We start from the raw sequence: 25,819 nt of genomic DNA on the forward strand, positions 1-25,819 counted from the left end.
CGCGCGAAGCCGCTGATGGCGGCAGGCGACGGAACGGCGCGCTGCATCGGTCATTGGTCAAAGCATGCCCCCGTTCGGAGACATTCGCGTGTCCGCACCCGCACACACGGCTGGAAACCGTCGAGTTGGACACGCGTTTTCGACGCGTGAGCGCAACATCAACGATGCGCGAGCAGCATCCCGCGCAAATCGCCGAAGACCTGTTCGGCCGAGAGTTCGCGCAAGCAGTTCAGATGGCCGAGCGGACACTCGCGGGCAAAGCACGGACTGCATTCAAGATGCAGCCATTGTACCTTTGCGAGATCGGACAAGGGCGGCGTGTGGCGCGGATCGGTCGAGCCGTAGACCGCGACGAGCGGCCGGCGCGACGCGGCCGCGACGTGCATGAGGCCGGAATCGTTGGTGACGACCGCGCTCGCCCGTGAAATGAGCGCGCACGCTTCGCCGAGCGACGTCTGGCCGCACAGGTTGCGCACCATCGGCGCACGCTCCGCGATGGCCTGCGCGATCGGCGCATCCTTCTTCGAGCCGAGCGCGATGATGCGCGCATACGGGAACGACTGCGCGATGAATTGCGCGAGCGACGCGAAATGCTCCGGCGGCCAGCGCTTGGCGGGCCCGTACTCCGCGCCCGGGCAGAACACGACGAGCGGCGCCCGCGTGTCGAGATTGAAGCGCGTCGAGACGCGCGCGGCTTCGTTCGGATCGAATTCGAGACGCGGCACGGGAAGCGTCTGCGCCTCGGGCTCTCCGGCGGCATCGGGCTGGGCGAATTTGTCGACGAACGGCAGCTTCGCGCCCGGCGCGTAAGCGAGCGCGGCGTAATGCGCGGTCATCGGCGGACGCTCGGTCTTCGGCGGATTCGCGTGACGCACGTTCAAGAGCCCGTAGCGGCTCTCGCCCGTGTAGCCGATACGCAAATTGATGCCAGCCATCCACGGAATCAGCGCGGATTTGACGGAGTTGGGCAGCACGTAGGCGGCGTCGTAGCCGACATCGCGCAAATCGCTCGCGAGCTGCCAGCGGCGCAGCAGTTGCAGCTTGCCGTGGGCGAGATCCGTCGCGTAGACGTCGCGGATCTCGGGCATGCGCTCGAGCACGGGCGCGACCCAGCCCGGCGCGACGGCATCGATCGCGATGCGCGGATGCAGTTTGCGCAAGAGCGTAAAGAGCGGCTGCGCCATCAATGCGTCACCGATCCAGTTCGGTGCTATAACCAGCGCACGGCGCATCTGTCGTTATCCGATCTCAAAATGAACGCGGCCCGCCGCCTTGGGGCGAGCCGTCGATTGTCGTGGGTCTGATGTGCGCCTTTTGCTACGGCGCGGAAACAGGGCGGCGGCGCCCGGCCGATGCCGGACGCCCGGCGCGTTTTCAGTGACCGCCCTTGAGCACTTCGCCGTCTTTCAGCTTGTAGCGCGTGCCGCAGTACGGGCAGCGCGCTTCGCCGTGCGTCACGTCGATGAACACGCGCGGATGCGTGCTCCAGCGCTGCATCTTCGGGTTCGGGCAGAAGGCGGGCAGATCTTTCGCCGACAATTCCACCAGCGGCATTTCCTTCAGGTCGCTCATTGCTATCTCTTGTCAGATGTCCTGCTAGCGGCGAGTGTCAGGCTCGCCGCGTCGCATGAGGTCGGTTAAACCTTCGCGAGCCAGCTCGCGTATTTCTCGTTCTTGCCGCCGACGACGTCGAAGAACGCGCTTTGCAGCTTCTCCGTGATCGGACCGCGCTTGCCGGAGCCGATCGTGCGGTTGTCGAGCTCGCGGATCGGCGTGACTTCGGCGGCGGTGCCGGTGAAGAACGCTTCGTCGCAGGTGTACACCTCGTCGCGGGTGATGCGCTTTTCGATCACCGGGATGCCGAAATCGCGCGCGAGCGTGATGACGGTATCGCGCGTGATGCCGTCGAGGCACGAGGCGAGATCGGGCGTGTAGATCTTGCCGTTGTTCACGAGGAAGAAGTTCTCGCCGGAGCCTTCGGACACGTAACCGTCCACGTCGAGCAGCAGGGCTTCGTCGTAGCCGTCGGCGACGGCTTCCTGATTCGCGAGAATCGAGTTCACGTACCAGCCGGATGCCTTCGCGCGGACCATCGACACGTTCACGTGATGGCGCGTGAACGACGACGTCTTCACGCGAATACCCTTCGCGAGTCCGTCTTCACCGAGATACGCGCCCCACGGCCAGGCGGCGATGGCCACGTGAATCGTGTTGCCCTTGGCCGACACGCCGAGCTTTTCCGAGCCGACCCAGATGATCGGGCGGATGTAGCAGCTTTCCAGATTGTTCGCCTTGACGACTTCCAGTTGCGCGGCTTCGAGCGTGGCAGCGTCGAACGGGACCTCCATCTGGAAAATCTTCGCGGAGTTCAGCAGGCGCTTCGTGTGTTCCTTCAGGCGGAAGATCGCCGTGCCCTGCGCGGTCTTGTACGCGCGCACGCCTTCGAAAACGCCCATGCCGTAGTGCAACGTGTGGGTCAGAACGTGGATCTTGGCATCACGCCAGTCGATCAGCTTGCCATCCATCCAGATCTTGCCGTCGCGGTCGGCCATTGACATACGGTTCTCCTAGCTGTCTCGGTTCAAGTGGGTTTCGGCAGGCCGCCCGCGTTCTGAAGGGGCGGCGGCGCCCGGCGCGCTTTCTTGCTCGGATTCCGTAGGGGAAGTCGCGTGTAGAGGGCGCAAAGGCGGCGAAAGACCGTCATTTTAGCGTCTTTTCACGACGAAACCGACCTTGGCACGCCTTTCACGCCGCTATAATTTGCCTTTCGCCGTCCGCTGAAAAACCGCGGGCTGAAACGGCGAAGCTCACCATTCCCGATTTTCCCGGTTTTTCCCGATCCATCGCGCATTCGATCGAGGCCGCGCAATGGCATCACGGGTTGTCTTGTTCGCCTCGCATTTGCTCATGCTCGACCGGCTGTCCGACACGAATCGCCGCGCGTTTTTCGAGGGCGTGCGCACCTTCTCTCCCGCCGTCCTGGCGACGTTCTCCTGGGGCCTCGTGACCGGCGTCGCGATGACGAAGTCCGTACTCACCGTGCCGCAGGCGCTCGGCATGTCGTTCGCGGTGTACGCGGGCTCGTCGCAGCTCGCGGTGCTGCCGCTCTTCGCCGCCAAGCTGCCGCTCTGGACGATTCTCCTGACCGCCGCGATGGTCAACCTGCGCTTCGTCATCTTCAGCGCGGGCCTCGCGCCGCATTTCTCCTACTTGCCGCTCAAGCGGCGTTTGCTGCTCGGCTATTTCAACGGCGACATCATCTATCTGATGTTCTCGAAGCGAAATTTTCCGGTCGGCTGGCAGCCCGGCAAGGAGGCGTTCCTCTGGGGACTGGCGGTGTCGAGCTGGCTGTCCTGGCAGAGTTCGTCGGTGATCGGCATTCTGCTCGCGAGCCTGATTCCGGATAACTGGGGCCTCGAGCTCGCGGGCACGCTCGCGCTGATTCCGCTCATCGTTTCTGCGATCGCCACGCGCTCGACGCTCGCGGCCGTCGCCGTCGCCAGCGTGGTCGCGCTGCTGGCGTTCGATCTGCCGTATCGCTTCGGCTTGCCGCTCGCGGTATTCGCGGCGCTGTTCGCGGGCACGCTCGCGGACGTGATAGCGGAGCGCACCGGCCCGAAGCAGGCCACCGACGAAAAGAAAGCCGACAAACCCGCCGCCACGAGGCCACTCCGATGAGCGCCCTGCATGTCTGGCTCGCGATTCTCGGCATGGGCCTCGTCACCGCGGTGACGCGGGCACTGTTTCTGGCCGGCGGCGAACGCATGGTGCTGCCGCCGCGCGTGCAGCGCGTGCTGCGCTACGCGCCGGCCGCGGCGCTGGCGGGCGTCGTCGTGCCCGACCTGCTGGAGACGTCGGCGGGCATTTCGCTCGCGCTGTCGAATCATGCGCTATGGGCGTCGGCGGCCGGACTCGCGTACTACCTGTGGCGGCGCGGCATGATGGGTACGATCGCCGTCGGCATGCTCGTGTTCACGCTGCTGCGGCTCGCGGCGTGAACGCGCCACGCCCGGGTCGCATGCGTCGGCGCCAAATACGCGTCATCAACGATTGCCCGCTAAAAGCGGACAGGGCGATCGGTTAAAATGATGGTCTTTCCCGAGTGAGCGAGGTCGAAAGTGTCTCCGGCAGTCACCGCGCCAGGATGGTCCAACCCGCTGTCCAACCCGCCGCTCCCGGCTGCGTGCACGCGCCCGAGCGCCGCTCGCGCGCCTCTCCGGATTCATCTGTCCGATCCCTTTCTCCCGCTTCTTGCACGCGCGTTCGGCTTCACCGCGCGGCCTTCGCCTCCAGCCTGATCCGCGCGCGAGCCGTCCTGCCCGGCGGCCCGCGCGCGGCGACTCCACGAACCGGCCGCCCCGACGGCCGTCCCCGCCCGAACCGCTTCTTTACCTACGTTGACTCCCATGACGAAAGTACTGCGTTTCACCGATCTGATCGCCGAAGGCAAAGTCTCCGGCAAGCGTGTGTTCATCCGCGCGGATCTCAACGTGCCGCAAGACGATGACGGCAACATCACCGAAGACACGCGCGTGCGCGCCTCTGTCCCGGCAATCAAGGCCGCCCTCGACGCGGGCGCGGCCGTGATGGTCACGTCCCATCTGGGCCGCCCGACCGAAGGCCAGTTCAAGCCGGAAGACTCGCTGGCCCCGGTCGCGAAGCGTCTGTCGGAGCTGCTCGGCCGCGACGTGCCGCTCGTCGCCGATTGGGTCGACGGCGTCCAGGTGCAGCCGGGCAACGTCGTGCTGCTCGAAAACTGCCGCTGCAACAAGGGCGAGAAGAAGAACGACGACGGCCTCGCGCAGAAAATGGCGAAGCTCTGCGACGTCTACGTGAATGACGCGTTCGGCACCGCGCACCGCGCCGAAGCCACGACGCACGGCATCGCGAAGTACGCGCCGGTCGCATGCGCGGGCCCGCTGCTCGCCGCCGAGCTCGACGCGCTCGGCAAGGCGCTCGGCAACCCGAAGCGACCGCTCGTCGCGATCGTCGCGGGCTCGAAGGTGTCGACCAAGCTCACCATTCTGAAGTCGCTCGCCGAGAAGGTCGATCAACTGATCGTCGGTGGCGGCATCGCGAACACGTTCATGCTGGCGTCGGGCCTCAAGATCGGCAAGTCGCTCGCGGAGGCCGATCTCGTCGACGAAGCGAAGGAAATCATCGAGCAGGCGCGCACGCGCGGCGCATCGGTGCCGATTCCGAGCGACGTCGTGACGGCCAAGGAATTCGCCCCGACCGCGAAGGCGCAGATCAAGCCCGTCGCGGATGTCGCCGACGACGACCTGATCCTCGACATCGGCCCGGATACGGCGAAGGCGCTCGCGGCGCAGCTCGAAACCGCCGGCACGATCGTCTGGAACGGCCCGGTCGGCGTGTTCGAGTTCGACCAGTTCGGCAACGGCACGAAGACGCTCGCGCAGGCGATCGCCAATTCGTCGGCGTTCTCGATCGCGGGCGGCGGCGACACGCTCGCGGCCATCGCGAAGTACAACATCCACGACAAAGTGAGCTACATCTCGACCGGCGGCGGCGCGTTCCTGGAGTTCCTGGAAGGCAAGAAGCTGCCTGCGGTGGAAGTGCTCGAGTCGCGGGCCTGAGGCGTTGGCGGCCCGAGGCAATCCGGCGAAAGCAGGTAAGAAGGGCGCGCAAGCAGCCGGCGGCGCGCAAGACGATGTGACGCAGGACGTGATCGACAGCGGCGCGCCCGATGCCGCCCCTGAAGCAGCGCTGGCGATCGCGCAAGCGGCGCAAACAGATCAGGCAGCATCCGAAGGCGAAGCCGCGGCCGCAGTGCCGCCCCCGCCTCCGGTCATCATTGGCGGCATGCCCGCCCATGCCCTGAAGGAAATCGACAAAGCGACGCCGGCACGAACCGGCGCGCGCGCGCAACCGGTGAGCAACACCTCACTGCAAGCGCAACGTGCTCGCAGCGTAGTTACGGGCGATCCTACTGAGACGAGGAATTCCATGCATCGCGCTACAAAGATTGTTGCCACCATCGGCCCGGCTTCCACGAGCCCGGACATCCTGCTGCAAATGCTGCAGGCGGGTCTCGACGTCGTACGTTTCAACTTTTCGCACGGCACCGCCGACGACCATCGCCAGCGCGCTGAAATCGTCCGCGAGGCGGCGCGTCAGGTGGGCCGCGAAGTCGCGATCATGGCGGACCTGCAAGGCCCGAAGATCCGCGTCGGCAAGTTCGAGAACAACAAGACGATGCTCGTCGCGGGCAACCCGTTCATCCTCGACGCCAACTGCACGCTCGGCAATAACGAGCGCGTCGGCCTCGACTACAAGGATCTGCCGCGCGACCTGCGCGCAGGCGACGTGCTGCTGCTCAACGACGGTCTCATCGTGCTCGACGTGACGCGCGTGATCGGCGAGGAAATTCACACGACGGTCAAGGTCGGCGGCGAGCTCTCGAACAACAAGGGCATCAACCGCCAGGGCGGCGGTCTCACCGCGCCCGCGCTGACCGAGAAGGACATGGAGGACATCAAGACGGCGATGTCGCTCGGCGCGGACTTCGTCGCGGTGTCGTTCCCGAAAAATGCGACGGACATGGAAATGGCGCGTCAACTCGCGAACATCGCGGGCGCGCCGTACGGCATCAAGCCGAAGATGATCGCGAAGATCGAGCGCGCCGAAGCGATTCCGGCATTGCAGGGCATTCTCGACGCATCGGACGGCATCATGGTCGCGCGCGGCGATCTCGCTGTGGAAGTGGGCAACGCGGCGGTGCCGGCGCTGCAAAAGCGCATGATCCGCATGGCGCGCGAGTCGAACAAGCTCGTGATCACCGCCACGCAAATGATGGAATCGATGATCCACGCGCCCGTGCCGACGCGCGCGGAAGTGTCGGACGTCGCGAACGCCGTGCTCGACGGCACCGACGCCGTGATGCTCTCCGCCGAAACGGCAGCCGGCAAGTATCCGGTGACGACCATCGAGACGATGGCGGCCGTGTGTGTCGAGGCGGAGAAGTCGGAAGAGTCGCAGCTCGACCGCGATTTCCTCGACCGCACGTTCACGCGCATCGACCAGTCGATCGCGATGGGCGCGCTCTTCACCGCCTTTCATCTCGGCGCGAAGGCCGTGGTCGCGTTGACCGAATCCGGCTCGACGGCGCTGTGGATGTCGCGTCACTGGACGCACGTGCCGATCTTCGCGCTGACGCCGCGCGTGTCGAGCGAGCGCACGATGTCGCTGTACCGCAACGTGACGCCCCTGCACGTCGACACCAACATGGATCGCGACACCGCGCTGAATCAGGCGCTCGAAGTGGTCGTGTCGAAGGGGTATGCGGCGCGCGGCGACATGGTCGTGCTGACCGTCGGCGAGCCGATGGGTCAGGCGGGCGGCACCAACACGCTCAAGATCGTGCGTGTGGGCGACCACTTCTAAGCATTTTTGAGAAATCTGCGCGGTCAAACGCCGCGCGATTGCCGCAGGTCCGGAGCGCCCGCCGTCCAGCAGCGGCGGGCGCCCAATCAAGCGCGCAAGACGACGCGGAGCAATGCGTCAGTCGAGGCGACGATCAAGCCGAAAACCGCCCGAGAGCGGAATCGAGCGCGCTGCAGAATTCGTTTCACATCATGGAGTCTCACCACAATGCCTCTCGTATCAATGCGTCAACTGCTGGATCACGCAGCCGAACACGGTTACGGCCTCCCGGCATTCAACGTCAACAATCTGGAACAAGTGCAGGCGATCATGTCGGCCGCGAACGAAGTGAACGCGCCCGTCATCATGCAGGCGTCCGCCGGCGCGCGTAAGTACGCGGGCGAAGCGTTCCTGCGCCATCTGATCGAAGCGGCCGTCGAGTCGTATCCGCATATTCCGGTCGTGATGCATCAGGATCACGGCCAGTCGCCGGCCGTGTGCATGGCCGCAATCCGCTCCGGCTTCACGAGCGTGATGATGGACGGTTCGCTCGAAGCCGACGGCAAGACGGTCGCTTCGTACGAATACAACGTCGCGGTGTCGAAGCAGGTCGTGGAGTTTTCGCATTCGATCGGCGTCACCGTCGAAGCCGAGCTGGGCGTGCTCGGTTCGCTCGAAACCATGAAGGGCGACAAGGAAGACGGCCACGGCGCCGAAGGCACGATGACGCGCGAGCAGCTTCTGACCGACGTCGAGCAGGCCGCCGACTTCGTGAAGCAGACGCAGTGCGATGCCCTGGCGATTGCGATCGGCACGTCGCACGGCGCGTACAAGTTTTCGAAGAAGCCGACGGGCGACATTCTCGCCATCGACCGCATCCGGGAGATCCACCAGCGCATTCCGAACACGCACCTGGTGATGCACGGTTCGTCGTCCGTGCCGCAGGAATTGCTGGCCGAGATCCGCGAATTCGGCGGCGACATGAAGGAAACCTACGGCGTGCCGGTCGAAGAGATTCAGGAAGGCATCAAGCACGGCGTGCGCAAGGTGAACATCGATACCGATTTGCGCCTCGCGATCACCGGCGCGATTCGCCGCTATCTGTTCGAAAATCCGTCGAAGTTCGATCCGCGCGACTATTTGAAGCCCGCGCGCGAAGCGGCGAAGGAAATCTGCCGCCAGCGCTACATGCAGTTCGGCTGCGAAGGCATGGCGGGCAAGATCAAGCCGGTTTCGCTCGACAAGATCGCCGAGAAGTACAAGTCGGGCGCCCTCGCGCAGATCGTCAAGTGAGCGCGAAATAAGCCTGATCTGAGCCAGGCGTTATTTGTAAAGTAAAATCAACGGGTTCCGGGTTCGGAGCCCGTTCGCTTTTTTTCTCTCGCCGCGCTGGATGCCGAAGCGCGGCGTTAACCATTTCAGCACCCTTTCCGGTACATGACGATGTCCACGCTATACGAATCCACGATCAGATCGCTGCCGCTGCTCGGCCGCGGCAAGGTCCGCGACAACTACGCAGTCGGTCAGGACAAGCTCCTGATCGTAACGACCGACCGCCTTTCCGCATTCGATGTCGTCATGGGCGAGCCGATTCCGAACAAGGGCCGCGTGCTGAACACGATGGCCGATTTCTGGTTCGAGAAGCTCGGTCATATCGTGCCGAATCACAACACGGGCATCGATCCTTCGACTGTCGTCGCGCCCGACGAGGTCGAGCAGGTGAAGGGCCGCGCGGTCGTCGTGAAGCGCCTCGAGCCGATCCTCGTCGAAGCGGTCGTGCGCGGCTATCTCGCGGGCAGCGGCTGGAAGGACTATCAGGCGACGGGCGCGGTGTGCGGCGTCGAGTTGCCGCCGGGCCTGCAGAATGCGCAGAAGCTGCCCGAGCCGATTTTCACGCCGGCGGCGAAAGCCGAAATGGGTCATCACGACGAAAACATCACCTACGATGAGATGGAGCGCCGCATCGGCACCGAACTGTCGGCGACGATCAAGCGCATCTCCATCCAGTTGTACAAGGAAGCGGCCGAATACGCGGCCACGCGCGGCATCATCATCGCGGATACGAAGTTCGAGTTCGGCCTCGACAACAAGGGTGAGCTGTATCTGATGGACGAAGTCCTGACCGCCGATTCGTCGCGCTTCTGGCCCGCCGATGGCTATCAGGTCGGCACGAATCCGCCGTCCTTCGACAAGCAGTTCGTGCGCGACTGGCTCGAAACGCAGCCGTGGAAAAAAGAGCCGCCCGCGCCGGCGCTGCCGGACGAGGTGATCGCCAAGACGTCGGAGAAGTATCAGGAAGCGTTGCAGCGTCTCACTGGCAAGACGCTGTCTTAAGGTTCGGCACGCGCGCCGCTCACGAAAAGAGCGGCGCGGGCATATCTCTGGGAAATTGGAATGAGCGAAGTGAAGGCCCCGGATCTGGCAAAAGGGCACACACACGAAGCGCCGCTCGTCGGCGTGTTGATGGGTTCCAGCTCCGACTGGGACGTAATGAAGCACGCCGTCGCGATGCTTCAGGAATTCGGCGTGCCGTACGAGGCGAAAGTGGTCTCGGCGCATCGCATGCCGGACGAGATGTTCGCCTACGCGGAAAGCGCGCGTGAGCGCGGCGTGCGCGCGATCATCGCGGGCGCGGGCGGCGCGGCGCATCTGCCGGGCATGCTGGCCGCGAAGACCACCGTGCCGGTGCTCGGCGTGCCGGTGGCGAGCAAATATCTGAAGGGCGTCGATTCGCTGCATTCGATCGTGCAGATGCCCAAGGGCGTGCCGGTCGCGACCTTCGCCATCGGCGAGGCGGGCGCGGCGAACGCGGCGCTGTTCGCCGTATCGATGCTGAGCGTCACCGATGCCGCATACGCCGACGCGCTCGCCGCTTTCCGTGTGAAGCAGAATCAGGCGGCGCGGGACATGGCGCTGCCGCCGCTTTGATGACCCCGCGCGCGGACCGCGCGTCGCGCAATCGCTGATGCCCACAGCCAGCCACCCAAGCCCCACGATGAACCCACACAATTCTCCGATCTCTCCCATCCTGCCGGGCGCATGGCTCGGCATGGTCGGCGGTGGCCAGCTCGGCCGCATGTTCTGCTTCGCCGCGCAATCGATGGGCTATCGCGTCGCCGTCCTCGATCCGGACGAGACGAGCCCCGCAGGCGCTGTCGCGGATCGCCACATCCGCGCCGCCTATGACGACCGCGCGGCGCTTACCGAACTCGGCCGCCTGTGCGCGGCGGTATCGACGGAATTCGAGAACGTGCCTTCCGCGAGCCTCGAATTTCTCGCGTCGTGCACGTTCGTCAGCCCGGCTGCGAGCTGCGTGGCGATCGCGCAGGACCGCGTCGCGGAGAAGCGCTTCATTGCGGCATCGGGCGTGCCGGTCGCGCCGCATGTCGTGATCGAATCGCCGCAGGCGCTCGCCGCGTTGCCCGACGAGAAGATCGCGGCGGTGCTGCCGGGCATTCTCAAGACCGCGCGTCTCGGCTACGACGGCAAGGGGCAGGTCAGCGTGCGCAATGTCGCGGACGTGCGCAACGCGTATGCGTCGCTGTCGGGCGTGCCGTGCGTGCTCGAGAAGCGCATGCCGCTCAAGTACGAAGTGTCCGTGCTGATCGCGCGCGGCGGCGACGGCAAGTCGGCCGTGTTTCCGCTCGCGCAGAACGTGCATGTGAACGGCATTCTCGCGAAGACGGTCGTGCCTGCGCCCGATGCTTCGGCATCGCTTGTCGCGCAGGCGCAGGACGCCGCGCTGACCATTGCCGCGAAGCTCGGTTATGTCGGCGTGCTGTGCGTCGAATTCTTCGTGCTGGAAGATGGCACGCTGATCGCCAACGAAATGGCGCCGCGTCCGCACAATTCCGGCCACTACACGGTCGATGCCTGCGCGACGAGCCAGTTCGAGCAACAGGTCCGCGCGATGACCGGCATGCCGCTCGGCGATACGCGCCAGCATTCGCCCGCCGCGATGCTGAACCTGCTCGGCGATATCTGGTTCGATGGCGACAAGGCGCGAGCGCCCGCATGGACGGAGGTTGCGGCGATGCCGGCCGCGCGGCTGCATCTCTACGGCAAGGAAGAGGCGCGCCGGGGCCGCAAGATGGGCCACATCAATTTCACGGCGGCGACGCTCGAGGAAGCGCGCACGGCGGCGCGTGACTGCGCGCGGATGCTGCATATCCCGCTCGATTGAGACTTACCGAAGCAGCAGGCAATGACCATTCACTTTCCGAGCGCCGCGCAGATCGCTGAAGCCGCGGCTTTGCTCGATGCGGGCGAACTCGTCGCGTTTCCGACCGAGACGGTCTACGGGCTCGGCGGCGACGCCGAGAATCCGGACGCCATCGCGCGTATTTATGCGGCGAAGGGCCGTCCGGCGAATCATCCGGTGATCGTGCATCTCGCCCCCGAAGCCGATCCGGGCTACTGGGTGCGCGAGTTGCCCGCAGATGCGCAGAAGCTCATCGATGCGTTCTGGCCGGGGCCTTTGACGTTGATCCTCAAGCGCGCGGCCCATATTCCGGCGGCGGTCAGCGGCGGCCAGGATTCGGTGGGCGTGCGATGTCCGTCGCATCCGGTGGCGCAGCAACTGTTGTCGGCGTTCCACGCGAGGCGGATCGGCACGGGGAAGCAGGGCGGCGTCGCGGGGCCATCGGCCAACCGGTTTGGTCATGTCAGTCCGACGACCGCGCAGCACGTGCGCGACGAGTTCGGCAGCGCGGTGCACGTGCTCGATGGCGGCGCGGCGGACGTCGGCATCGAATCGACGATTCTGGATTTGTCGCGCGGGTTTCCGGCGCTGCTGCGGCCGGGACATGTGAGTCCGCAGCAGATCGCGGATGTGATCGGTACTGCGCCGAGGTTGCCGGATGGGTCGGATGCCACGGCGCCGCGCGCTTCCGGGACGTTGAAGGCGCATTACGCGCCGCGCACGCCGCTTGCGTTGTTGCCGTTCGCGTCGATCGAGCCGTTGCTCGCGGCTCACGATCGGGTGAGCGGAAGGAAGATCGCGCTGGTCGCGAGGGCGTCAAGCGCGGGGGAATGGGCGCATGCGGCGCATGTGCATTTCGCGGCCGCGCCGGAAAATCCGCAGAGTTACGCGCGCGATTTGTATGGTTTGTTGCGTGCGCTGGATCGGGCGGATGTCGAGCGGATTCTCATCGAGAAACTGCCGGATACGGTCGAGTGGATTGCGGTGAATGACCGGCTTGGGAGGGCGGCGGCGGCGTTCGAGCGGGAGGAGTGAGGGCGCGCGGGGGCCTCATTTGTGAAGATGGGTTGCGGGGATTTCGGTTTTGGATCAAGCGGTTATCATCTAGGGTTTCCTCCGCGTGTGCGGAGATGGGCCCGAGATCATCGGGCTTGTGCGGACCCGGCATTGGTTTCCTCCGCGTGTGCGGAGATGGGCCCTGCAAAAACCACCTGGTCAACTGCCGATGACGGTTTCCTCCGCGTGTGCGGAGATAGACCCGATCCCATCCTCGTCATCGATTCGGACCCGCGGTTTCCTCCGCGTGTGCGGAGATAGACCCGGGCCGCCGTAGGCGCTATGCGCGAGTCTGAGGTTTCCTCCGCGTGTGCGGAGATAGACCGTTCGGGTACTACCATCGCGTGATGGAAACAAAGTTTCCTCCGCGTGTGCGGAGATAGACCCTCGCGATGAGCGATGGCTCGGCGATGGATCTAGTTTCCTCCGCGTGTGCGGAGATAGACCGTCCGACCATGACAGCGTGAGCGGCAAGCCGTCGTTTCCTCCGCGTGTGCGGAGATAGACCCATTGCGCGGCGAGTCGCAAGCGTAGAGCACAAGTTTCCTCCGCGTGTGCGGAGATAGACCCATGATCCAGGAAGAGCTGTGCGCAATCCTCGCGTTTCCTCCGCGTGTGCGGAGATAGACCGTGGTCAGTCAACTGCAATGGACCTCCAAAAAAGTTTCCTCCGCGTGTGCGGAGATAGACCCTGGTCGTAGACGGGATCAAGATAGGATTGGCCGTTTCCTCCGCGTGTGCGGAGATAGACCCTGTTCCCAGCGCTGAGGGGTCATCGGACCGAAGTTTCCTCCGCGTGTGCGGAGATAGACCGGGAATGAACTGCGGCTGCACCGACGGCGTGAAGTTTCCTCCGCGTGTGCGGAGATAGACCCTTCACAGACGACTGTATCGACGAGCGGACAGGGTTTCCTCCGCGTGTGCGGAGATAGACCCTGAGGATCGAGGTACTGGGTCTGAGCTTTGTAGTTTCCTCCGCGTGTGCGGAGATAGACCCCCATATGCCGGATCGATGATGGCGATGGGCGCGTTTCCTCCGCGTGTGCGGAGATAGACCCCCGGTAGGCGAACCCATACCCGAGTTCTGCCAGTTTCCTCCGCGTGTGCGGAGATAGACCCGCGTATCCACGGTCTCCCCGTTCGTATCCCGGGTTTCCTCCGCGTGTGCGGAGATAGACCCATCGCGATTGTCGGAGATACCGGCTCTGGCAAGTTTCCTCCGCGTGTGCGGAGATAGACCCATGTCCATCAGCTTCGGCTTCGACTGGAGCTCGTTTCCTCCGCGTGTGCGGAGATACACCTTTCAGAAGATCGCCTCGGCGGTGGCGTGATGTTTCCTCCGCGCCCGCGCACACCTCTTCCAAGCCTCAAAACAAAACCGCCCGGCGATCTCTCGCCGGGCGGTTTTCCATTCGCAACCGAAAGAACCCGCTTACTTCCCCAACCCCGACTTCGCAATCGCCTGCTCCGCCGCCTGCGCATAGAGCGCGCCCAGATGCGTCGTCGGATGCACGGTGTCTGCGTACATGTACGTCTGGTCCGCGCCCGCGACGGTCAGCGTCTCCGGCGAGCAGAACAGCGAGGTGGCGAACGCTTGCGGATTGGGCTCGCCGAACTTCTGCGCCGCCGCCGCCATCGCCTGCAGGTTACAGGCCGTCCCGGTGTTCGAAACCGCGAATCCAAGCTGCTGATAATTCGCCGTGACATTGGCGAGCACCGGCACGATGTCCAGATAAATCACCTTCGGCATCAGTCCCGACTGCGTGAGCGCTGCCGCAAGCGCCTGATTGAAGCCGAGCGATGCCTGTGTCAGCAACGCGCGATTGGCCGCCGAGCTCATCATGCCCTGCGGCGTGGCGCCGATGTCCGGCACGTTCGACACCAGTACGTGCGTCGCGCCGCTCTGCACGACCTTGCCGATCAGACCGGCGAGGTCGATCGCCGCCTTGCCGATCGCTGCGCTCGCCTGTGCCGGCGTGATCGCGCCGGCCACGGCCCGCTGGAAGTTATAGAGGATGTCGTTGCCGCCGCCGTTCACAATCACGAGCTGGTTCGAATTGAAGCTGCCGTGTGCGCTGAGATAGTTCTGCACCTGCTGAACGATCGGCACCGTGAGCGCGCCCGTGTAATTCGCGGGATCGGTCGACACGTGATTGATCCCGATCGGATTCGTCACGAGCGCGCCACCTTGCGCGTAGCCGAGACCCGCTTGCGTGGCAGGCGGCGTGCCGAAGCCGCCCGTCATCGCCGGCGTGAGCGTATCGCCGTAATACTGCGCGACATTCTGCACCCAGACCTGACCCGGATTCGTCGTGAACCGGCCGCCGCCGAAGTTCGCCGCCGCGACCGGCGAATAGGTGCCGACGTCGGAAAGACTGTCGCCGAACGACACCACCTGCAGTTTCACGCCGCCCGCCGGCGTGGAATTGTTGTCATCGCCGCCGCCACCGCACGCGGCGAGCAGAGCGAAGGCCGCGCTGGCCGTCGCGACTTGGGCAAAGCGCACCAGTGCGGCGCGCGTCGAGCGTTGCTTGTTCATGGACCTCGTCTCCCTTCTTCGGTGTTTTCTAGTTCGATTGCGGCGCCTGACCTTGTTGCGGTCCGCGTGCCGCGTACCTGCGAGTTTAAGCGATGCCGCCCGCCCGCTCCGGTGCACACCTGCACCGGGCCAGCGGCGTGCCCGACAGCGTACACGCCGCGCGCACGTTACCGGACGTCACTTCGTAGAAGAAATCTTCGGTCCCGCCGGCTTTCCGTGCCCGCGAGCGCCGTATTCAGCCGATGGCCGAGCCGTTCAATCCGCCGCGCCCGGCCTGCGCACGCCTTCGTAGACCCATTCGAGCAGCGCATCGTGCGCGGCGCGCGCGGCTTCGGCGCGCGGATCATTGATGAAGCTCACGACGACATAGCTCTCGCCGTTCGCCGCGCCGACATAGCCCGCGATCGCCCGTACGTCGCGCAGCGTGCCGGTCTTGATGTGCGCGTTGCCGAGCGCGCCCGCGTTGGTGAGGCGGTTGCGCATCGTGCCGTCGACGCCCGCGACGGGCAGCGATTCGACGAACACCTGCGCGACCGGACTCGCGTTGGCCGCCATCAGCAGGTCGGCGAGCGAGCTCGCCGAGATGTGCTCGTCGCGCGAAAGGCCCGAGCCGTTGTCGAGCGTGAGGCCGCTCATCGGCAGGGCGCTGCGCTTCAGGAACGCCTGGATCGCCGCGGAGGATTTCGCGGTCGTCGCCGGCGGCTTCGATTGCGCCGCGCCGATCGTGAGGAACAGGTTGCGCGCCATCACGTTGTTGCTGAACTTGTTGATGTCGCGCACGACGTCCGACAGCACCGGACTGCGATGCGTGCCGACGAGCCGCGCGTTCGACGGCGTCGGGCCTTCGCGCGTCGTGCCCTGGAACGTGCCGCCCGCCTGCTTCCACAGTGCGAGAAAGCCGCCCGCGAAGAACGTCGAGTGATCGAGCGCCGCAACGTTGATCGTGCGCGAGCCGCAACGCAACGGATAGTCGCCGATGAACGATGCCTGCACGAAGCCGCCCTGTGTCTGCGCGACGCTCGGCGACGCCGCCTGGAGCGAGCCGGTGCAGGCGCCGCGCGTGACGCGCAGTTCGTTGTCGATCTGCAATTGCGCGAGTTGCGGCAGCACGTCGATGGAGACTTGTCCGTCGGGGCTCGGCGTCAGCGTGAAGGACAGCGACTTGAATGCGTACAGCAGCGGGTCCGGGCCGACGTTGTAGGGCGCGGTGTCATCGTTGTCGAAGGCGGGCAGATCGCGCGTGGAAGCGTCGAAGTAGCGCTTGTCGAGCACGAGCGCGCCATCGATGCCCGTGATGCCGTTCTTGCGCACCTGCTCGACGAGATCGATCAGCTCCTCCGGCACGAGCTTTGGATCGCCGGTGCCCTGGATGTACAGATTGCCGTGCAGGACGCCCTGAGCATCGACGTCGCCGTCGGCATACGCGGTCGTCTTCCAGCGATAGTCCGGGCCGAGCATCGAGAGGCCGGCGTATGTGGTGACGAGCTTCATCGTCGAGGCGGGCAGCATCGGCTGGCTCGCGTTGACCGAGACGAGAGGCAACGGCGCGCCGACGCGCTGCACGACGACGCTCATCGACGAAAGCGGTACGTGCGCGTGCGCGAGCGCCGTCATCACCGATGCGGGCAGCGGTCCGGCGGGCACGCTCGCCTTCTCGGCACGCTCGCGCTCGGCCTTCGCGCGCTTCGCTTCGTTTTTCGCCGCGTGCTTCGACCGGGTTCCACCGATCGCCGCGCGCTCCGGCGATTGCGCCTGCGATTCGGACTTCGAGCCGCCGCGCGCCTCGGCGTAGGGCATATGGCCGAGCGCTGCGCAGGCGAAGGTTGCGGCGAGCGCGAACGAAGAGAGACGGCTGGGCAGGAAGCGAAATGCAGACGGCATGGACGAGCGTTGTTCTTGGACTGGATGGCAGGCGGCGGCGCGTGGCCGGGCAGGGGTGCGCCGCGCGGGAAGCGGCTATTGTAGACAAGCTGGCTTGCGGAAATCGTACGGGCTGAAAATCTTCGTCGGGCGATGGGCGTCGGGCGCGGCACGCCGTTGTCTTCCGAACGTGGACGATTGGCGCGGTTAAGTCCCGTTTAAGCCTGTGGCAAGCCCGCGCGGCTACAATGGGTCGCGGCTACGAGGCTGCCCATGTAACCACGAACAGACATGTGCCATGCGAATCCTGCTTGTCGAAGATGACCGGATGATTGCCGAAGGCGTACGCAAGGCGCTGCGCGCGGACGGCTTCGCAGTCGACTGGGTACAGGACGGCGAGGCTGCGCTCACCGCCGTCGCGGGCGAGTCCTATGACCTCATGCTGCTCGACCTCGGTCTACCCAAACGGGACGGCCTCGATGTGCTGAAAACTTTGCGCGCGCGGGCCAACGCCCTGCCGGTGCTGATCGTCACGGCGCGCGACGCGATTGCGGATCGCGTGAAGGGACTCGATGCCGGCGCGGACGATTACCTCGTCAAGCCCTTCGATCTCGACGAGCTCGGCGCGCGCATGCGTGCGCTCATCCGCCGGCACGCGGGGCGGGGCGAATCGCTCGTGCGCCACGGTGATTTGACGCTCGATCCGGTCGGTCATCAGGTGACGCTCGCGGGCGCGCCCGTGTCGCTGTCGGCGCGCGAGTTCGCGCTCCTCGAAGCGCTGATGGCGCGGCCCGGCGCGGTGCTGTCGAAAAGCCAGCTCGAGGAAAAGATCTATGGCTGGGGCGAGGAGATCGGCAGCAATACCGTCGAGGTGTATATCCATTCGCTGAGAAAGAAGCTCGGCGCCGATCTCATCCGCAACGTGCGTGGCCTCGGTTACATGGTCGCGAAGGACGCCTGATGCGGTCGATCCGCCGGCAATTGCTGATCTGGCTGCTCGCGCTCGTGATCGTCGGCGTGGGGTTTGCAGGATGGCTCATCTATCGGCAGGCGCTCGCGGAAGCCAACGAACTCTTCGACTACCAGTTGCAGCAGATCGCGGCCGCGCTGCCTTCGGAGCCGTTTTCGTCGGTGCTGAGTTCGCGCAGCGAGAGCGACGAGGGCGTCGTCATCCAGATCTGGAATCGCAACGGCGTGCTGATGTACTACTCGCATCCGCGCGTGCCGCTCGCGCCCCACGCGGAGCTCGGCTTTTCCACCGAAATGACGCCGCGCGGCGAATGGCGCGTGTATAGCGCGATCGTCGGCGACAACGTCGTGCAGCTCGCCCAGCCGCTGTCGATCCGCAATCGTGTCGCGGCGGGCGTCGCGTGGCGCACGCTGTGGCCGCTCGTGCTGCTGCTGCCGCTGCTCGGGCTTGCGATCTGGGTGATCGTGGGACTCGGCCTCGCGCCCTTGCAGCGCGTGACGCGCGCGCTCGACACACGTCATCCCGAAGCGCTCGATCCGCTCTCCGATCAACGTCTGCCGCAGGAAGTGCGGCCGGTCGTGCGCGCGCTGAATGCGCTGCTTTCGCGGCTGTCGGCTGCGCTCGATACGCAAAAGGCCTTCGTCGCCGACGCCGCGCACGAACTGCGCACGCCGCTCGCGGCGGTGCAGATCCAGGCGCAGCTCGTCGCGCGTGCGCAGGACGACGAAACGCGCCGCGAGGCGCTCGGGGATCTGCATGAAGGCATCGCGCGCGCCACGCGGCTTGCGGAACAATTGCTGGCTCTCGCGCGATCGGAGCCGGACGGCAAGGGTGTCGAGACGCAAGTCGATCTGCGCGAACTGCTGGAAGGCTGCGTGCGCGGTTATGTGCTGGTCGCGCAGGAGCGCGGCGTCGATCTCGGCATCGAAGTGAGCGAGCCGGCGATTGTGAAGGGCGATGCCGATTCGCTGCGCGTGATGTTCAACAATCTCATCGACAACGCGACGAAGTACACGCCCAAAGGCGGCCGCGTGGATGTCTGCCTGAAGGTGCGCGACGGACGTCCGGTCGTCGAAATCTCCGACACCGGGCCGGGCATTCCGCAAGAAGAACGCGAAAGAGTGTTCGACCGGTTCTATCGCGTCGGCGAGGGCGCGAATCGCGCACGCACGGATGTCGCGGGCAGCGGTCTCGGGCTCGCGATCGTGCGCCGCATCGCGGTTCAGCATGGCGCGGCGGTGTCGCTCGGGGAATCGGAAGCGGGCGGGCTCAAGGTCTCTGTGACGTTCTGATGCCGCGGTCGTTGGTTGACCGTTCTTGAAACAACGAGCAGCAGTCCACTGCGTTGAATGTGTCAGAAAGTAATGCAATGAGTTCGACCTAGTGCAGTAGAAGCAAGCCGCACTACCAGGGGCGTCTGTTCGCGGAAACAGACGCCCCTTTACGTTTTTAAGAAAGGTTTAAGCGACACCCCGTAATCTTGCTCCATCGACATAGCGCGCTTCTCAAGCGCACATCCCCTCGTCAGGAGCACACGATGAAAGCGAAGATCCTCACCCGCAGCGCCGTCGCAGCGGCCGTTGCCGTTGCCTTGTCGGCGGGCTACGTGGCTGGGCACAACAACGTCCCGGCGCCGCAGGTCATCTCGCCCGCCGCAGCGGCGCTGATGCCCGCCGAAGCCGCGGCAAAAACAGGCATTCCCGATTTCTCCGGCCTCGTCGAGACATACGGTCCGGCCGTGGTGAACATCAGCGCGAAGCACGTCGTCAAGCAGACGTCGAATCGCCGCGGCCAGAGTCAACTGCCGATGGACCCCGACGATCCCTTCTATCAGTTCTTCAAGCGCTTCGGCGGCATGCCCGGCTTCGGCGGCGGCGACGGCGGTCCCGGTGCGGATCGTCCGAGCGAAGGTCTTGGTTCGGGCTTCATCGTGAGCAGCGACGGTTACATCCTGACGAACGCACACGTGGTCGACAACGCGAATGTCGTCACCGTGAAGCTCACGGACAAGCGCGAATATCGCGCGAAGGTCATCGGCGCGGACAAGCAGTCGGATGTCGCCGTGCTGAAGATCGACGCGAAGGACCTGCCGGTGGTGAAAATCGGCGATCCTAACGGCAGCAAGGTCGGCCAGTGGGTCGTCGCGATCGGCTCGCCATACGGATTCGACAACACCGTGACCTCGGGCATCATCAGCGCGAAGTCACGCGCGTTGCCCAACGAAAACTACACGCCGTTCATCCAGACCGACGTGCCGGTGAATCCGGGCAATTCGGGCGGCCCGCTTTTCAACCTGCAAGGCGAGGTGATCGGCATCAACTCGATGATCTATTCGCAAACGGGCGGCTTCCAGGGGCTTTCGTTCGCTATCCCGATCAATGAGGCAATCAAGGTCAAGGACGCGCTCATCAAGACGGGACACGTGGATCGCGGCCGTCTCGGCGTGACGGTGCAGGGCATGAACCAGACGCTCGCGAATTCGTTCGGCATGAAGTCGCCGCAAGGCGCGCTCGTGAGTTCGGTCGAGCCGGGAGGACCGGCCGCGAAGGGAGGGCTGCAGCCGGGCGACGTGATCACCGCGCTCAACGGCGTGCCGGTGACGGATTCCACTTCGCTGCCGTCGCAGGTCGCGGGCCTCTCTCCGGGTACGTCCGCGAAAGTGACGGTGTGGCGCGACAAGAGCGCGAAGGATCTTTCCGTGACAATCGGCGCGCTGAAGGATGCGAAGACCGCGAGCGCGAACACCGGCGGCGCCGACAGCGCGTCGGCGCAGGACGCGCGCCTCGGCGTCGCGGTGCGCCCGCTCACGCCGGAAGAGCGGCAGAACGATTCGCTTTCGCGCGGCCTGCTCGTGCAGCAGTCGAACGGCGCGGCGGCGAACGCGGGCATTCAGCCGGGCGATGTGATTCTCGCCGTGAACGGCCAGCCGGTCACGTCGGTGCAGCAATTGAAGTCGATGGTCCAGCACGCGGGCGACAGCATCGCGCTTCTGATCCAGCGTGACGATGCCCAGATCTTCGTGCCGGTCGATCTCGGCTGACGCGCGGCCGTCGGCTTGCGCGATGCGGGCACGAACCATGCTCTGCGGTTGCCTGGTGCCCCATCGCGTGACATCGACGCATCGGGCGTGACGCCGCCGGCTCCCGGGCGCGGCGGCACCGGACAAAGGAGCAGAAACATGACGAGCAAGACCACGGGCAAGCTGGCGGCCGCAATTCTTGTTGCGGCGATGAGCGCCGGCATGACGGGCGGCGCCTGGGCGCAGCAAGCGGGCGGAGCCGCCGGCGGCACGACGAGCGACACGTCGAGCGCCGGCAATACCAACGGCGGGGGTCTGCCGCAGATCCAGCAGCAAGGCGACGTCTCCTATACATCGGGCGGCGTGGGACTCGACGAATCGCGCGCATTGTTGCGCGAACAGGCGCACTGGCCGTTGTCGCTGCGCTTCACGGGCCCGACCGCCGACTATCTCTCGGGCGTGCAGGTTCGCATCGTCGATGGCAAGGGCGGCGAGACGCTTTCCACCGAGTCGATGGGGCCGTACATGCTCGTCAAACTTCCGCCGGGCAGCTATACGGTCTACGCGAAGTACAAGGACCAGGAGAAAAAGCAGGCGGTGACCGTTGCTGGACCGGGCAAGGCCAAGGCGGCGTTCCACTGGAACATTCAGTAAGCGCGAGCGTCGAAAGGGGATACGCCCGGGCATCGAAAGCGCTCACGCAGTATCGGAAGTTTGTCTCATAATTAAGCCACGGGTGTCTCGATGACTCGTGGCTTTTTTCTTGGGATGTCGGTTCTCACGCGGGAGGGGCAGCACGATGGGCACGGAACTGAACGACGGACACCAGACGGCGCATCACATCGAGATCACGCTGAATGGACGGCGCTGCCGCGTGATCCATCAGGGCGTGACCTACGCCGATACGCACGCGTCCCTCACGCTCATCGAGCCGGGTGTGGAGAAAGTTCACTACTTCCCGCGCGCCGACGTAAACATGGCGCGCCTGGAACGCTCCATCCACACCACGCATTGCCCGAGCAAGGGCGAGGCCACGCACTATCACCTGCTGACCGAGGACGGCCCGGTCGAGAACGCCGCGTGGAGCTACGAAGCGCCGCTCGACGCCGCCGTCAAGATCAAGGGCTATCTCGCGTTTTACGGTTCGCGCGTCGATCGTATCGACGAAACGTCATAGGCGCGCATCCGAACAGACAGCCGAGGCCGGCTCGGCCATAACGAACGCATGCGATCCTTTTCGCGGAGGCTCGAATGGAAGTCACCGATGCCCTGTGCGTTCCGCTCGACCCGGCGCATGTCCGGGAAGCCTTGGGCGATCTCGCGCTGCTGCGCGCGAGCCTCGACAATTGCGAATCGTTCACACGCACGCCCGGCGGCGAGTATGTCCTCACGCTGATCGTGCCGCTCGGCGCGCTGCGGGCGCGCTACGAGATCCGCGCTCATGCCGCCGGGCGCACGCGTCAGGCGGCGCGCGCGCCAGGCGAGACCACCGAAACCACCGAATCCGACGATGCCGTGTACGCCCGCACGCTGAGCTTCAAGGCGCGCGGCGAAGGCGTCGGCTCCTTGCGCGGGCAGATCGCGGTCGCGTTGAACCCGGACGACGACGGCGCCGCCACGTGGATCGAATACACCGTCTGGGCGACGGTATCGGGCCCGCTCGCCGGCTTGCCTGCCCGCCAGATCGAAAACGCGCTGCGCGAAGGCGCCGATGATTTCTTCGCCGAGTTCTGCGAAGTGGTGCGCGCGAAGCACGCGTTGCCGTCGATGCGCGCGGCGGGCGAGCGCACCGAGCGCCGGCACGTCTTCTTGCGGCCGAGCGCGATGTCGGCGGCGTTTTCGCGTCGCTCGGGCGCGATGCGCGGGCCGTCCGCCGATGCCCACGCGAGCGGCGTGCTGCGGCATCGGCTGAACGGGCATGGTTTCGTGCATCACGAGCGCGATCACTCCCACGATCCGCATCCGCTCGGCTTGCCCGTCTGGGCGTGGGCGGCGATGCTCGTGTGCGTCGCGCTGTTCGCCTACCTCGCGCAGCACATCGCGCTCAAATGACGGTTACACGCCGCGAAACGCCCGTCGATAAGCCGACGGCGACGTCTTCAGCGTCTGCGCGAATTGCTGGCGCAGCGTCGCGCCGGTGCGAAAGCCGCTCTGTTCCGCGATGCGATCGATCGGAAGATCCGTGCCTTCGAGCAAGCGCTGCGCGAGCGCGACGCGTTGCCCGACGAGCCACGTGCTCACCGTCGCGCCCGTCGTTTCGCGAAAGCGCCGCGTAAAGTTGCGGCGGCTCATCGCCATGCGCGCGGCGAGCGCATCGAGTGAATGTTCGGTTTGGAGATTGGCGCGCAGCCAGTCGAGCAGACCGGCGAGCTTTTCGCCGTTCGGGCGCTCGGGAACCGGCTCGTCGATGAACTGCGCCTGCGATCCCTGCCGATGCGGCGGCACGACGAGCCGCCGCGCGACCTGATTCGCCGCGTGCGAGCCGGCCAGCTTGCGCAGCACGTGCAGGCAGCAATCGAGTCCGGCCGCGGTGCCGGCTGAAGTCGTGATGTTTTCGTCGTCGATATAGAGCACATTCGGATCGAGCCGCACCCTGGGATAGCGGCGCGCGAAATCGTCGGCCCACGCCCAGTGCGTCGTGGCCGCGCGGCCGTCGAGCAGGCCCGCCGCCGCGAGCACATACGAGCCGAGGCACAGCCCGACGACTTGCGCGCCGCGTGCATGCGCCGCGCGAAGCGCGTCGAGGAGCGCTTCGGGTGGCATCTCGTCCGGATCGCGCCACGACGGCACGATGATCACATCGGCGCCGGCGAGGGCGTCGAGCGAATGCCGGGCCGCGATCGTGAAGCCGGCGGAGGTTGCGAGCGCGTCCGGTTCGGCGGCGCAGACACGAAAGTCGAACGACGGCACGCCGATGCCGCTGCGCTCCTCGCCGAACACGATGCAAGGCACCGCAAGATGAAACGGGCTGATGCGGTCGAACGCGACGACGGCGATCGAATGGCGGGTCATGGCGCGGCTCCGGCGAAACGTCGAATCTCGACATTTTGGCCCGATTCCGATGAAAGTTGGCGGTCGGGCCACTTCTGGATACCGCGCGGGCGCGGCGACAATGCTTCGACCATCCACGAAGGAGCTGACCATGCCGCGCCGCGCCCTGATCGTCATCGATGTGCAGAACGAGTACATCGACGGCAACCTGTTGATCGAATATCCCGATGTGAACGTGTCGCTCGCGAATATCGCGCGCGCGATGGACGCCGCCGGGAAGCACGGCGTGCCGGTCGTCGTCGTGCAGAATTTCGCGCCGCCGGGCGCGCCGATCTTCGCGCGCGGCTCAGCAATGGCCGAGCTGCACGAAACGGTGGCGTCGCGGCCGCGCGCGCATTACATCGAGAAATCGCTGCCGAGCGCATTCGCCGGCACCGGTCTCGCCGACTGGCTGACGGCTCACGACATCGACACGATCGTGATCGCGGGCTACATGACGCACAACTGTGACGATTCGACCGTCAAGCACGCGGTGCATGCCGGCCTTGCCGTGGAATTTCTCGCGGATGCAACGGGCGCCGTGCCCTATGAAAACAGCGCGGGCCGTGCGACTGCGGAGGAGATCCACCGCGTGTTCACGGTGGTGACGCAATCGCGTTTCGCCGCCGTTCTCGGCACGGACGACTGGATCAGGGCATTGGAGAGCGGCGACGCGCCCGCGCGCGACAACATCTACGCGTCGAACCAGCGGGCGCGCGCCGCGAATTCAGGCGCTGGCCGGTAAGAGCAGGGCCGGGCTGCAGCGCAGGGCGTCGAAGCACGCGTCGATGAGCGCTTCGGCGTCGCGCTCCGGATGGACGATATCCGGCAGCATCAGCGAATCGTGCAGGATGCCGGTGAAGAGGCAGTGAAGCATCGTAGTTGCGCGGTTCGTATCGAGCGTTGCGGGAAGCTGCTTCTTTTCGACGGCGTTGCGCAGCGCACGCTCGATGCGCTCCATGCCGTCGCGCATGTTGTTCTGATGCCGCTCGCGCACCGGGCCCATTTCCTCGACGAACTCGCATTTCATGAAGAGGATGTCGAAGACGCGCCGGCGCTGCTCGTCGGTCGTGATGTTGCGCATGCACCAGACGAAAAGCTCCCGAAGGCGTTCGAGCGGATCCTCTTCCTTGCCGTCGAGCGTGGTTTCCACGAGTTCGTCGAGCGGCAGCAGGCTGCGGTCGAACATCGCGTTGAAGAGATCGCCCTTGTTGGCGAAATGCCAGTAGATCGCGCCGCGCGTGACGCCCGCCGCCTGCGCGATGTCCGCCAGCGTCGTACGTGATACGCCTTTTTCGTAAAAGACGCGCTCGGCCGCGTCGAGCACCCGGTTGCGCGTTGCCTGCGCTTCTTCCTTGGTTCGTCTGACCATATCGTGCGGCCTTTCGGGCCGTCTGCTCCTGCTTTCTGCCGTTGAAGGGGCGCGCCCGCGCGCCCTTGTCGAAGATTGGTCGACCGTAATCGATTCCCCTGAGCGATTTTTTTCTCAACTCCAATGGGGATAAACACGTACAGTTTTTTACATTCATCCACGAATGTATATACAATACCACCCGTTTACCAATATTCACAAATTCAGCCGACGATCAGATTTCGAATTAAGCTTCGTTTCCATTGCCCCGTTCCGGCCGTCCTTGGGCCACAGGCGGCGCTTCACAGCGTCGCGCACGGGCATGAAACGCCGGCCACTGGCCGCGGCGCCGCTCATTCGTCGGACAGGTTTTGATTATTGGCAGCGTCCTCAGGGACGCTCGTGCGCGG

23 protein-coding genes and 1 CRISPR repeat array are annotated in these 25,819 nt (G+C 65.2%); of the genes, 16 read left to right on the forward strand and 7 right to left on the reverse strand.

Annotated features, from left to right (window positions below; translation table 11 throughout):
* Positions 1-158 precede the first annotated feature (158 nt).
* The 3 genes from waaF to NCS58_RS03335 form a co-directional block, all read right to left on the reverse strand.
* Positions 159-1,232, reverse strand: coding sequence for a lipopolysaccharide heptosyltransferase II (gene waaF, locus NCS58_RS03325; protein WP_061117703.1), 1,074 nt, complete (start codon positions 1,230-1,232; stop codon positions 159-161).
* A gap of 142 nt (positions 1,233-1,374) precedes the next feature.
* Positions 1,375-1,572: a zinc-finger domain-containing protein gene (locus NCS58_RS03330; protein ID WP_008351333.1), complete on the reverse strand. Its 198-nt coding sequence runs from the start codon at positions 1,570-1,572 to the stop codon at positions 1,375-1,377.
* 65 nt (positions 1,573-1,637) lie between these two features.
* On the reverse strand, positions 1,638-2,558 hold the full coding sequence (locus NCS58_RS03335) for a branched-chain amino acid transaminase (RefSeq protein WP_086960938.1): 921 nt from the start codon (positions 2,556-2,558) through the stop codon (positions 1,638-1,640).
* Positions 2,559-2,907: 349 nt separating this feature from the next.
* On the opposite strand from NCS58_RS03335, the gene NCS58_RS03340 reads away from it, so the two are divergent.
* The 9 genes from NCS58_RS03340 (at position 2,908) to NCS58_RS03380 (ending at position 12,619) form a co-directional block, all read left to right on the forward strand.
* Positions 2,908-3,678 carry an AzlC family ABC transporter permease gene (locus tag NCS58_RS03340; protein ID WP_250537981.1) on the forward strand — a complete coding sequence of 257 codons (771 nt, stop codon included), beginning with the start codon at positions 2,908-2,910 and terminating at the stop codon, positions 3,676-3,678.
* On the forward strand, positions 3,675-3,998 hold the full coding sequence (locus NCS58_RS03345; protein WP_250476338.1) for an AzlD domain-containing protein: 324 nt from the start codon (positions 3,675-3,677) through the stop codon (positions 3,996-3,998). The genes NCS58_RS03340 and NCS58_RS03345 overlap by 4 nt, the downstream gene beginning before the upstream one ends.
* A 408-nt stretch (positions 3,999-4,406) precedes the next feature.
* Positions 4,407-5,597, forward strand: coding sequence for a phosphoglycerate kinase (locus NCS58_RS03350; protein ID WP_061117700.1), 1,191 nt, complete (start codon positions 4,407-4,409; stop codon positions 5,595-5,597).
* 4 nt (positions 5,598-5,601) lie between these two features.
* Entirely contained in the window at positions 5,602-7,404 is a 1,803-nt protein-coding gene (gene pyk, locus NCS58_RS03355) for a pyruvate kinase (protein WP_409219253.1), read from the forward strand.
* Positions 7,405-7,611: 207 nt separating this feature from the next.
* On the forward strand, positions 7,612-8,676 hold the full coding sequence (fba, locus tag NCS58_RS03360; protein WP_035497826.1) for a class II fructose-bisphosphate aldolase: 1,065 nt from the start codon (positions 7,612-7,614) through the stop codon (positions 8,674-8,676).
* A gap of 150 nt (positions 8,677-8,826) precedes the next feature.
* A complete protein-coding gene (locus NCS58_RS03365) occupies positions 8,827-9,717 on the forward strand; it encodes a phosphoribosylaminoimidazolesuccinocarboxamide synthase (protein ID WP_061117873.1) in 891 nt (296 codons plus the stop codon).
* Positions 9,718-9,777: 60 nt separating this feature from the next.
* Complete coding sequence (purE, locus tag NCS58_RS03370) at positions 9,778-10,311, forward strand: 5-(carboxyamino)imidazole ribonucleotide mutase (protein ID WP_061117699.1); 534 nt, start codon at positions 9,778-9,780, stop codon at positions 10,309-10,311.
* 67 nt (positions 10,312-10,378) lie between these two features.
* Positions 10,379-11,566 carry a 5-(carboxyamino)imidazole ribonucleotide synthase gene (locus NCS58_RS03375; protein WP_061117698.1) on the forward strand — a complete coding sequence of 396 codons (1,188 nt, stop codon included), beginning with the start codon at positions 10,379-10,381 and terminating at the stop codon, positions 11,564-11,566.
* 21 nt (positions 11,567-11,587) lie between these two features.
* The gene (locus NCS58_RS03380) at positions 11,588-12,619 is read left to right on the forward strand and encodes an L-threonylcarbamoyladenylate synthase (RefSeq protein WP_250537845.1); all 1,032 of its coding nucleotides are present in this window, start codon (positions 11,588-11,590) and stop codon (positions 12,617-12,619) included.
* 74 nt (positions 12,620-12,693) lie between these two features.
* Positions 12,694-13,941: a CRISPR direct-repeat array (repeat unit 28 nt; unit sequence GTTTCCTCCGCGTGTGCGGAGATAGACC).
* Positions 13,942-14,072: 131 nt separating this feature from the next.
* On the opposite strand, the gene NCS58_RS03385 is transcribed toward NCS58_RS03380, so the two are convergent.
* Together NCS58_RS03385 and dacB are read right to left on the reverse strand one after the other, a co-directional pair.
* Entirely contained in the window at positions 14,073-15,179 is a 1,107-nt protein-coding gene (locus NCS58_RS03385; protein ID WP_061117696.1) for an SGNH/GDSL hydrolase family protein, read from the reverse strand.
* 255 nt (positions 15,180-15,434) lie between these two features.
* Positions 15,435-17,060, reverse strand: a complete 1,626-nt coding sequence (dacB, locus tag NCS58_RS03390; RefSeq protein ID WP_061117695.1) for a D-alanyl-D-alanine carboxypeptidase/D-alanyl-D-alanine-endopeptidase — start codon at positions 17,058-17,060, stop codon at positions 15,435-15,437.
* A 277-nt stretch (positions 17,061-17,337) separates the two neighbouring features.
* Here dacB and NCS58_RS03395 point away from each other — a divergent pair, with 277 nt between their 5' ends.
* The 6 genes from NCS58_RS03395 to NCS58_RS03420 all read left to right on the forward strand — a co-directional run bounded on the left by NCS58_RS03395 (position 17,338) and on the right by NCS58_RS03420 (position 23,080).
* A complete protein-coding gene (locus NCS58_RS03395) occupies positions 17,338-18,000 on the forward strand; it encodes a response regulator (RefSeq protein ID WP_061117694.1) in 663 nt (220 codons plus the stop codon).
* Entirely contained in the window at positions 18,000-19,301 is a 1,302-nt protein-coding gene (locus tag NCS58_RS03400) for an ATP-binding protein (RefSeq protein WP_250537846.1), read from the forward strand. Before NCS58_RS03395 ends, NCS58_RS03400 begins: the two co-directional genes overlap by 1 nt.
* A 245-nt stretch (positions 19,302-19,546) precedes the next feature.
* Positions 19,547-21,049: a DegQ family serine endoprotease gene (locus NCS58_RS03405; protein ID WP_061117692.1), complete on the forward strand. Its 1,503-nt coding sequence runs from the start codon at positions 19,547-19,549 to the stop codon at positions 21,047-21,049.
* A 138-nt stretch (positions 21,050-21,187) separates the two neighbouring features.
* Positions 21,188-21,682 carry a carboxypeptidase regulatory-like domain-containing protein gene (locus NCS58_RS03410; protein ID WP_250489869.1) on the forward strand — a complete coding sequence of 165 codons (495 nt, stop codon included), beginning with the start codon at positions 21,188-21,190 and terminating at the stop codon, positions 21,680-21,682.
* A gap of 145 nt (positions 21,683-21,827) precedes the next feature.
* Positions 21,828-22,205, forward strand: a complete 378-nt coding sequence (locus tag NCS58_RS03415; protein ID WP_061117691.1) for a DUF427 domain-containing protein — start codon at positions 21,828-21,830, stop codon at positions 22,203-22,205.
* A 74-nt stretch (positions 22,206-22,279) separates the two neighbouring features.
* Positions 22,280-23,080: a CoxG family protein gene (locus NCS58_RS03420; protein WP_250537847.1), complete on the forward strand. Its 801-nt coding sequence runs from the start codon at positions 22,280-22,282 to the stop codon at positions 23,078-23,080.
* 3 nt (positions 23,081-23,083) lie between these two features.
* Here the strand turns inward: NCS58_RS03420 and NCS58_RS03425 are convergent, their stop codons facing one another.
* Positions 23,084-24,040 carry a helix-turn-helix domain-containing protein gene (locus NCS58_RS03425; RefSeq protein ID WP_250476341.1) on the reverse strand — a complete coding sequence of 319 codons (957 nt, stop codon included), beginning with the start codon at positions 24,038-24,040 and terminating at the stop codon, positions 23,084-23,086.
* A 124-nt stretch (positions 24,041-24,164) separates the two neighbouring features.
* Between NCS58_RS03425 and NCS58_RS03430 the strand changes: the two genes are divergently transcribed.
* A complete protein-coding gene (locus tag NCS58_RS03430; RefSeq protein WP_250537982.1) occupies positions 24,165-24,803 on the forward strand; it encodes a cysteine hydrolase family protein in 639 nt (212 codons plus the stop codon).
* Here the strand turns inward: NCS58_RS03430 and NCS58_RS03435 are convergent.
* Positions 24,786-25,430: a TetR family transcriptional regulator gene (locus NCS58_RS03435; protein ID WP_061117688.1), complete on the reverse strand. Its 645-nt coding sequence runs from the start codon at positions 25,428-25,430 to the stop codon at positions 24,786-24,788. The two genes, NCS58_RS03430 and NCS58_RS03435, sit on opposite strands and share 18 nt — an antisense overlap.
* Positions 25,431-25,819 lie beyond the last annotated feature (389 nt).

It is taken from the genome of Caballeronia sp. INML3B (assembly GCF_023631305.1).
GTDB classification, from domain to species: domain Bacteria; phylum Pseudomonadota; class Gammaproteobacteria; order Burkholderiales; family Burkholderiaceae; genus Caballeronia; species Caballeronia turbans.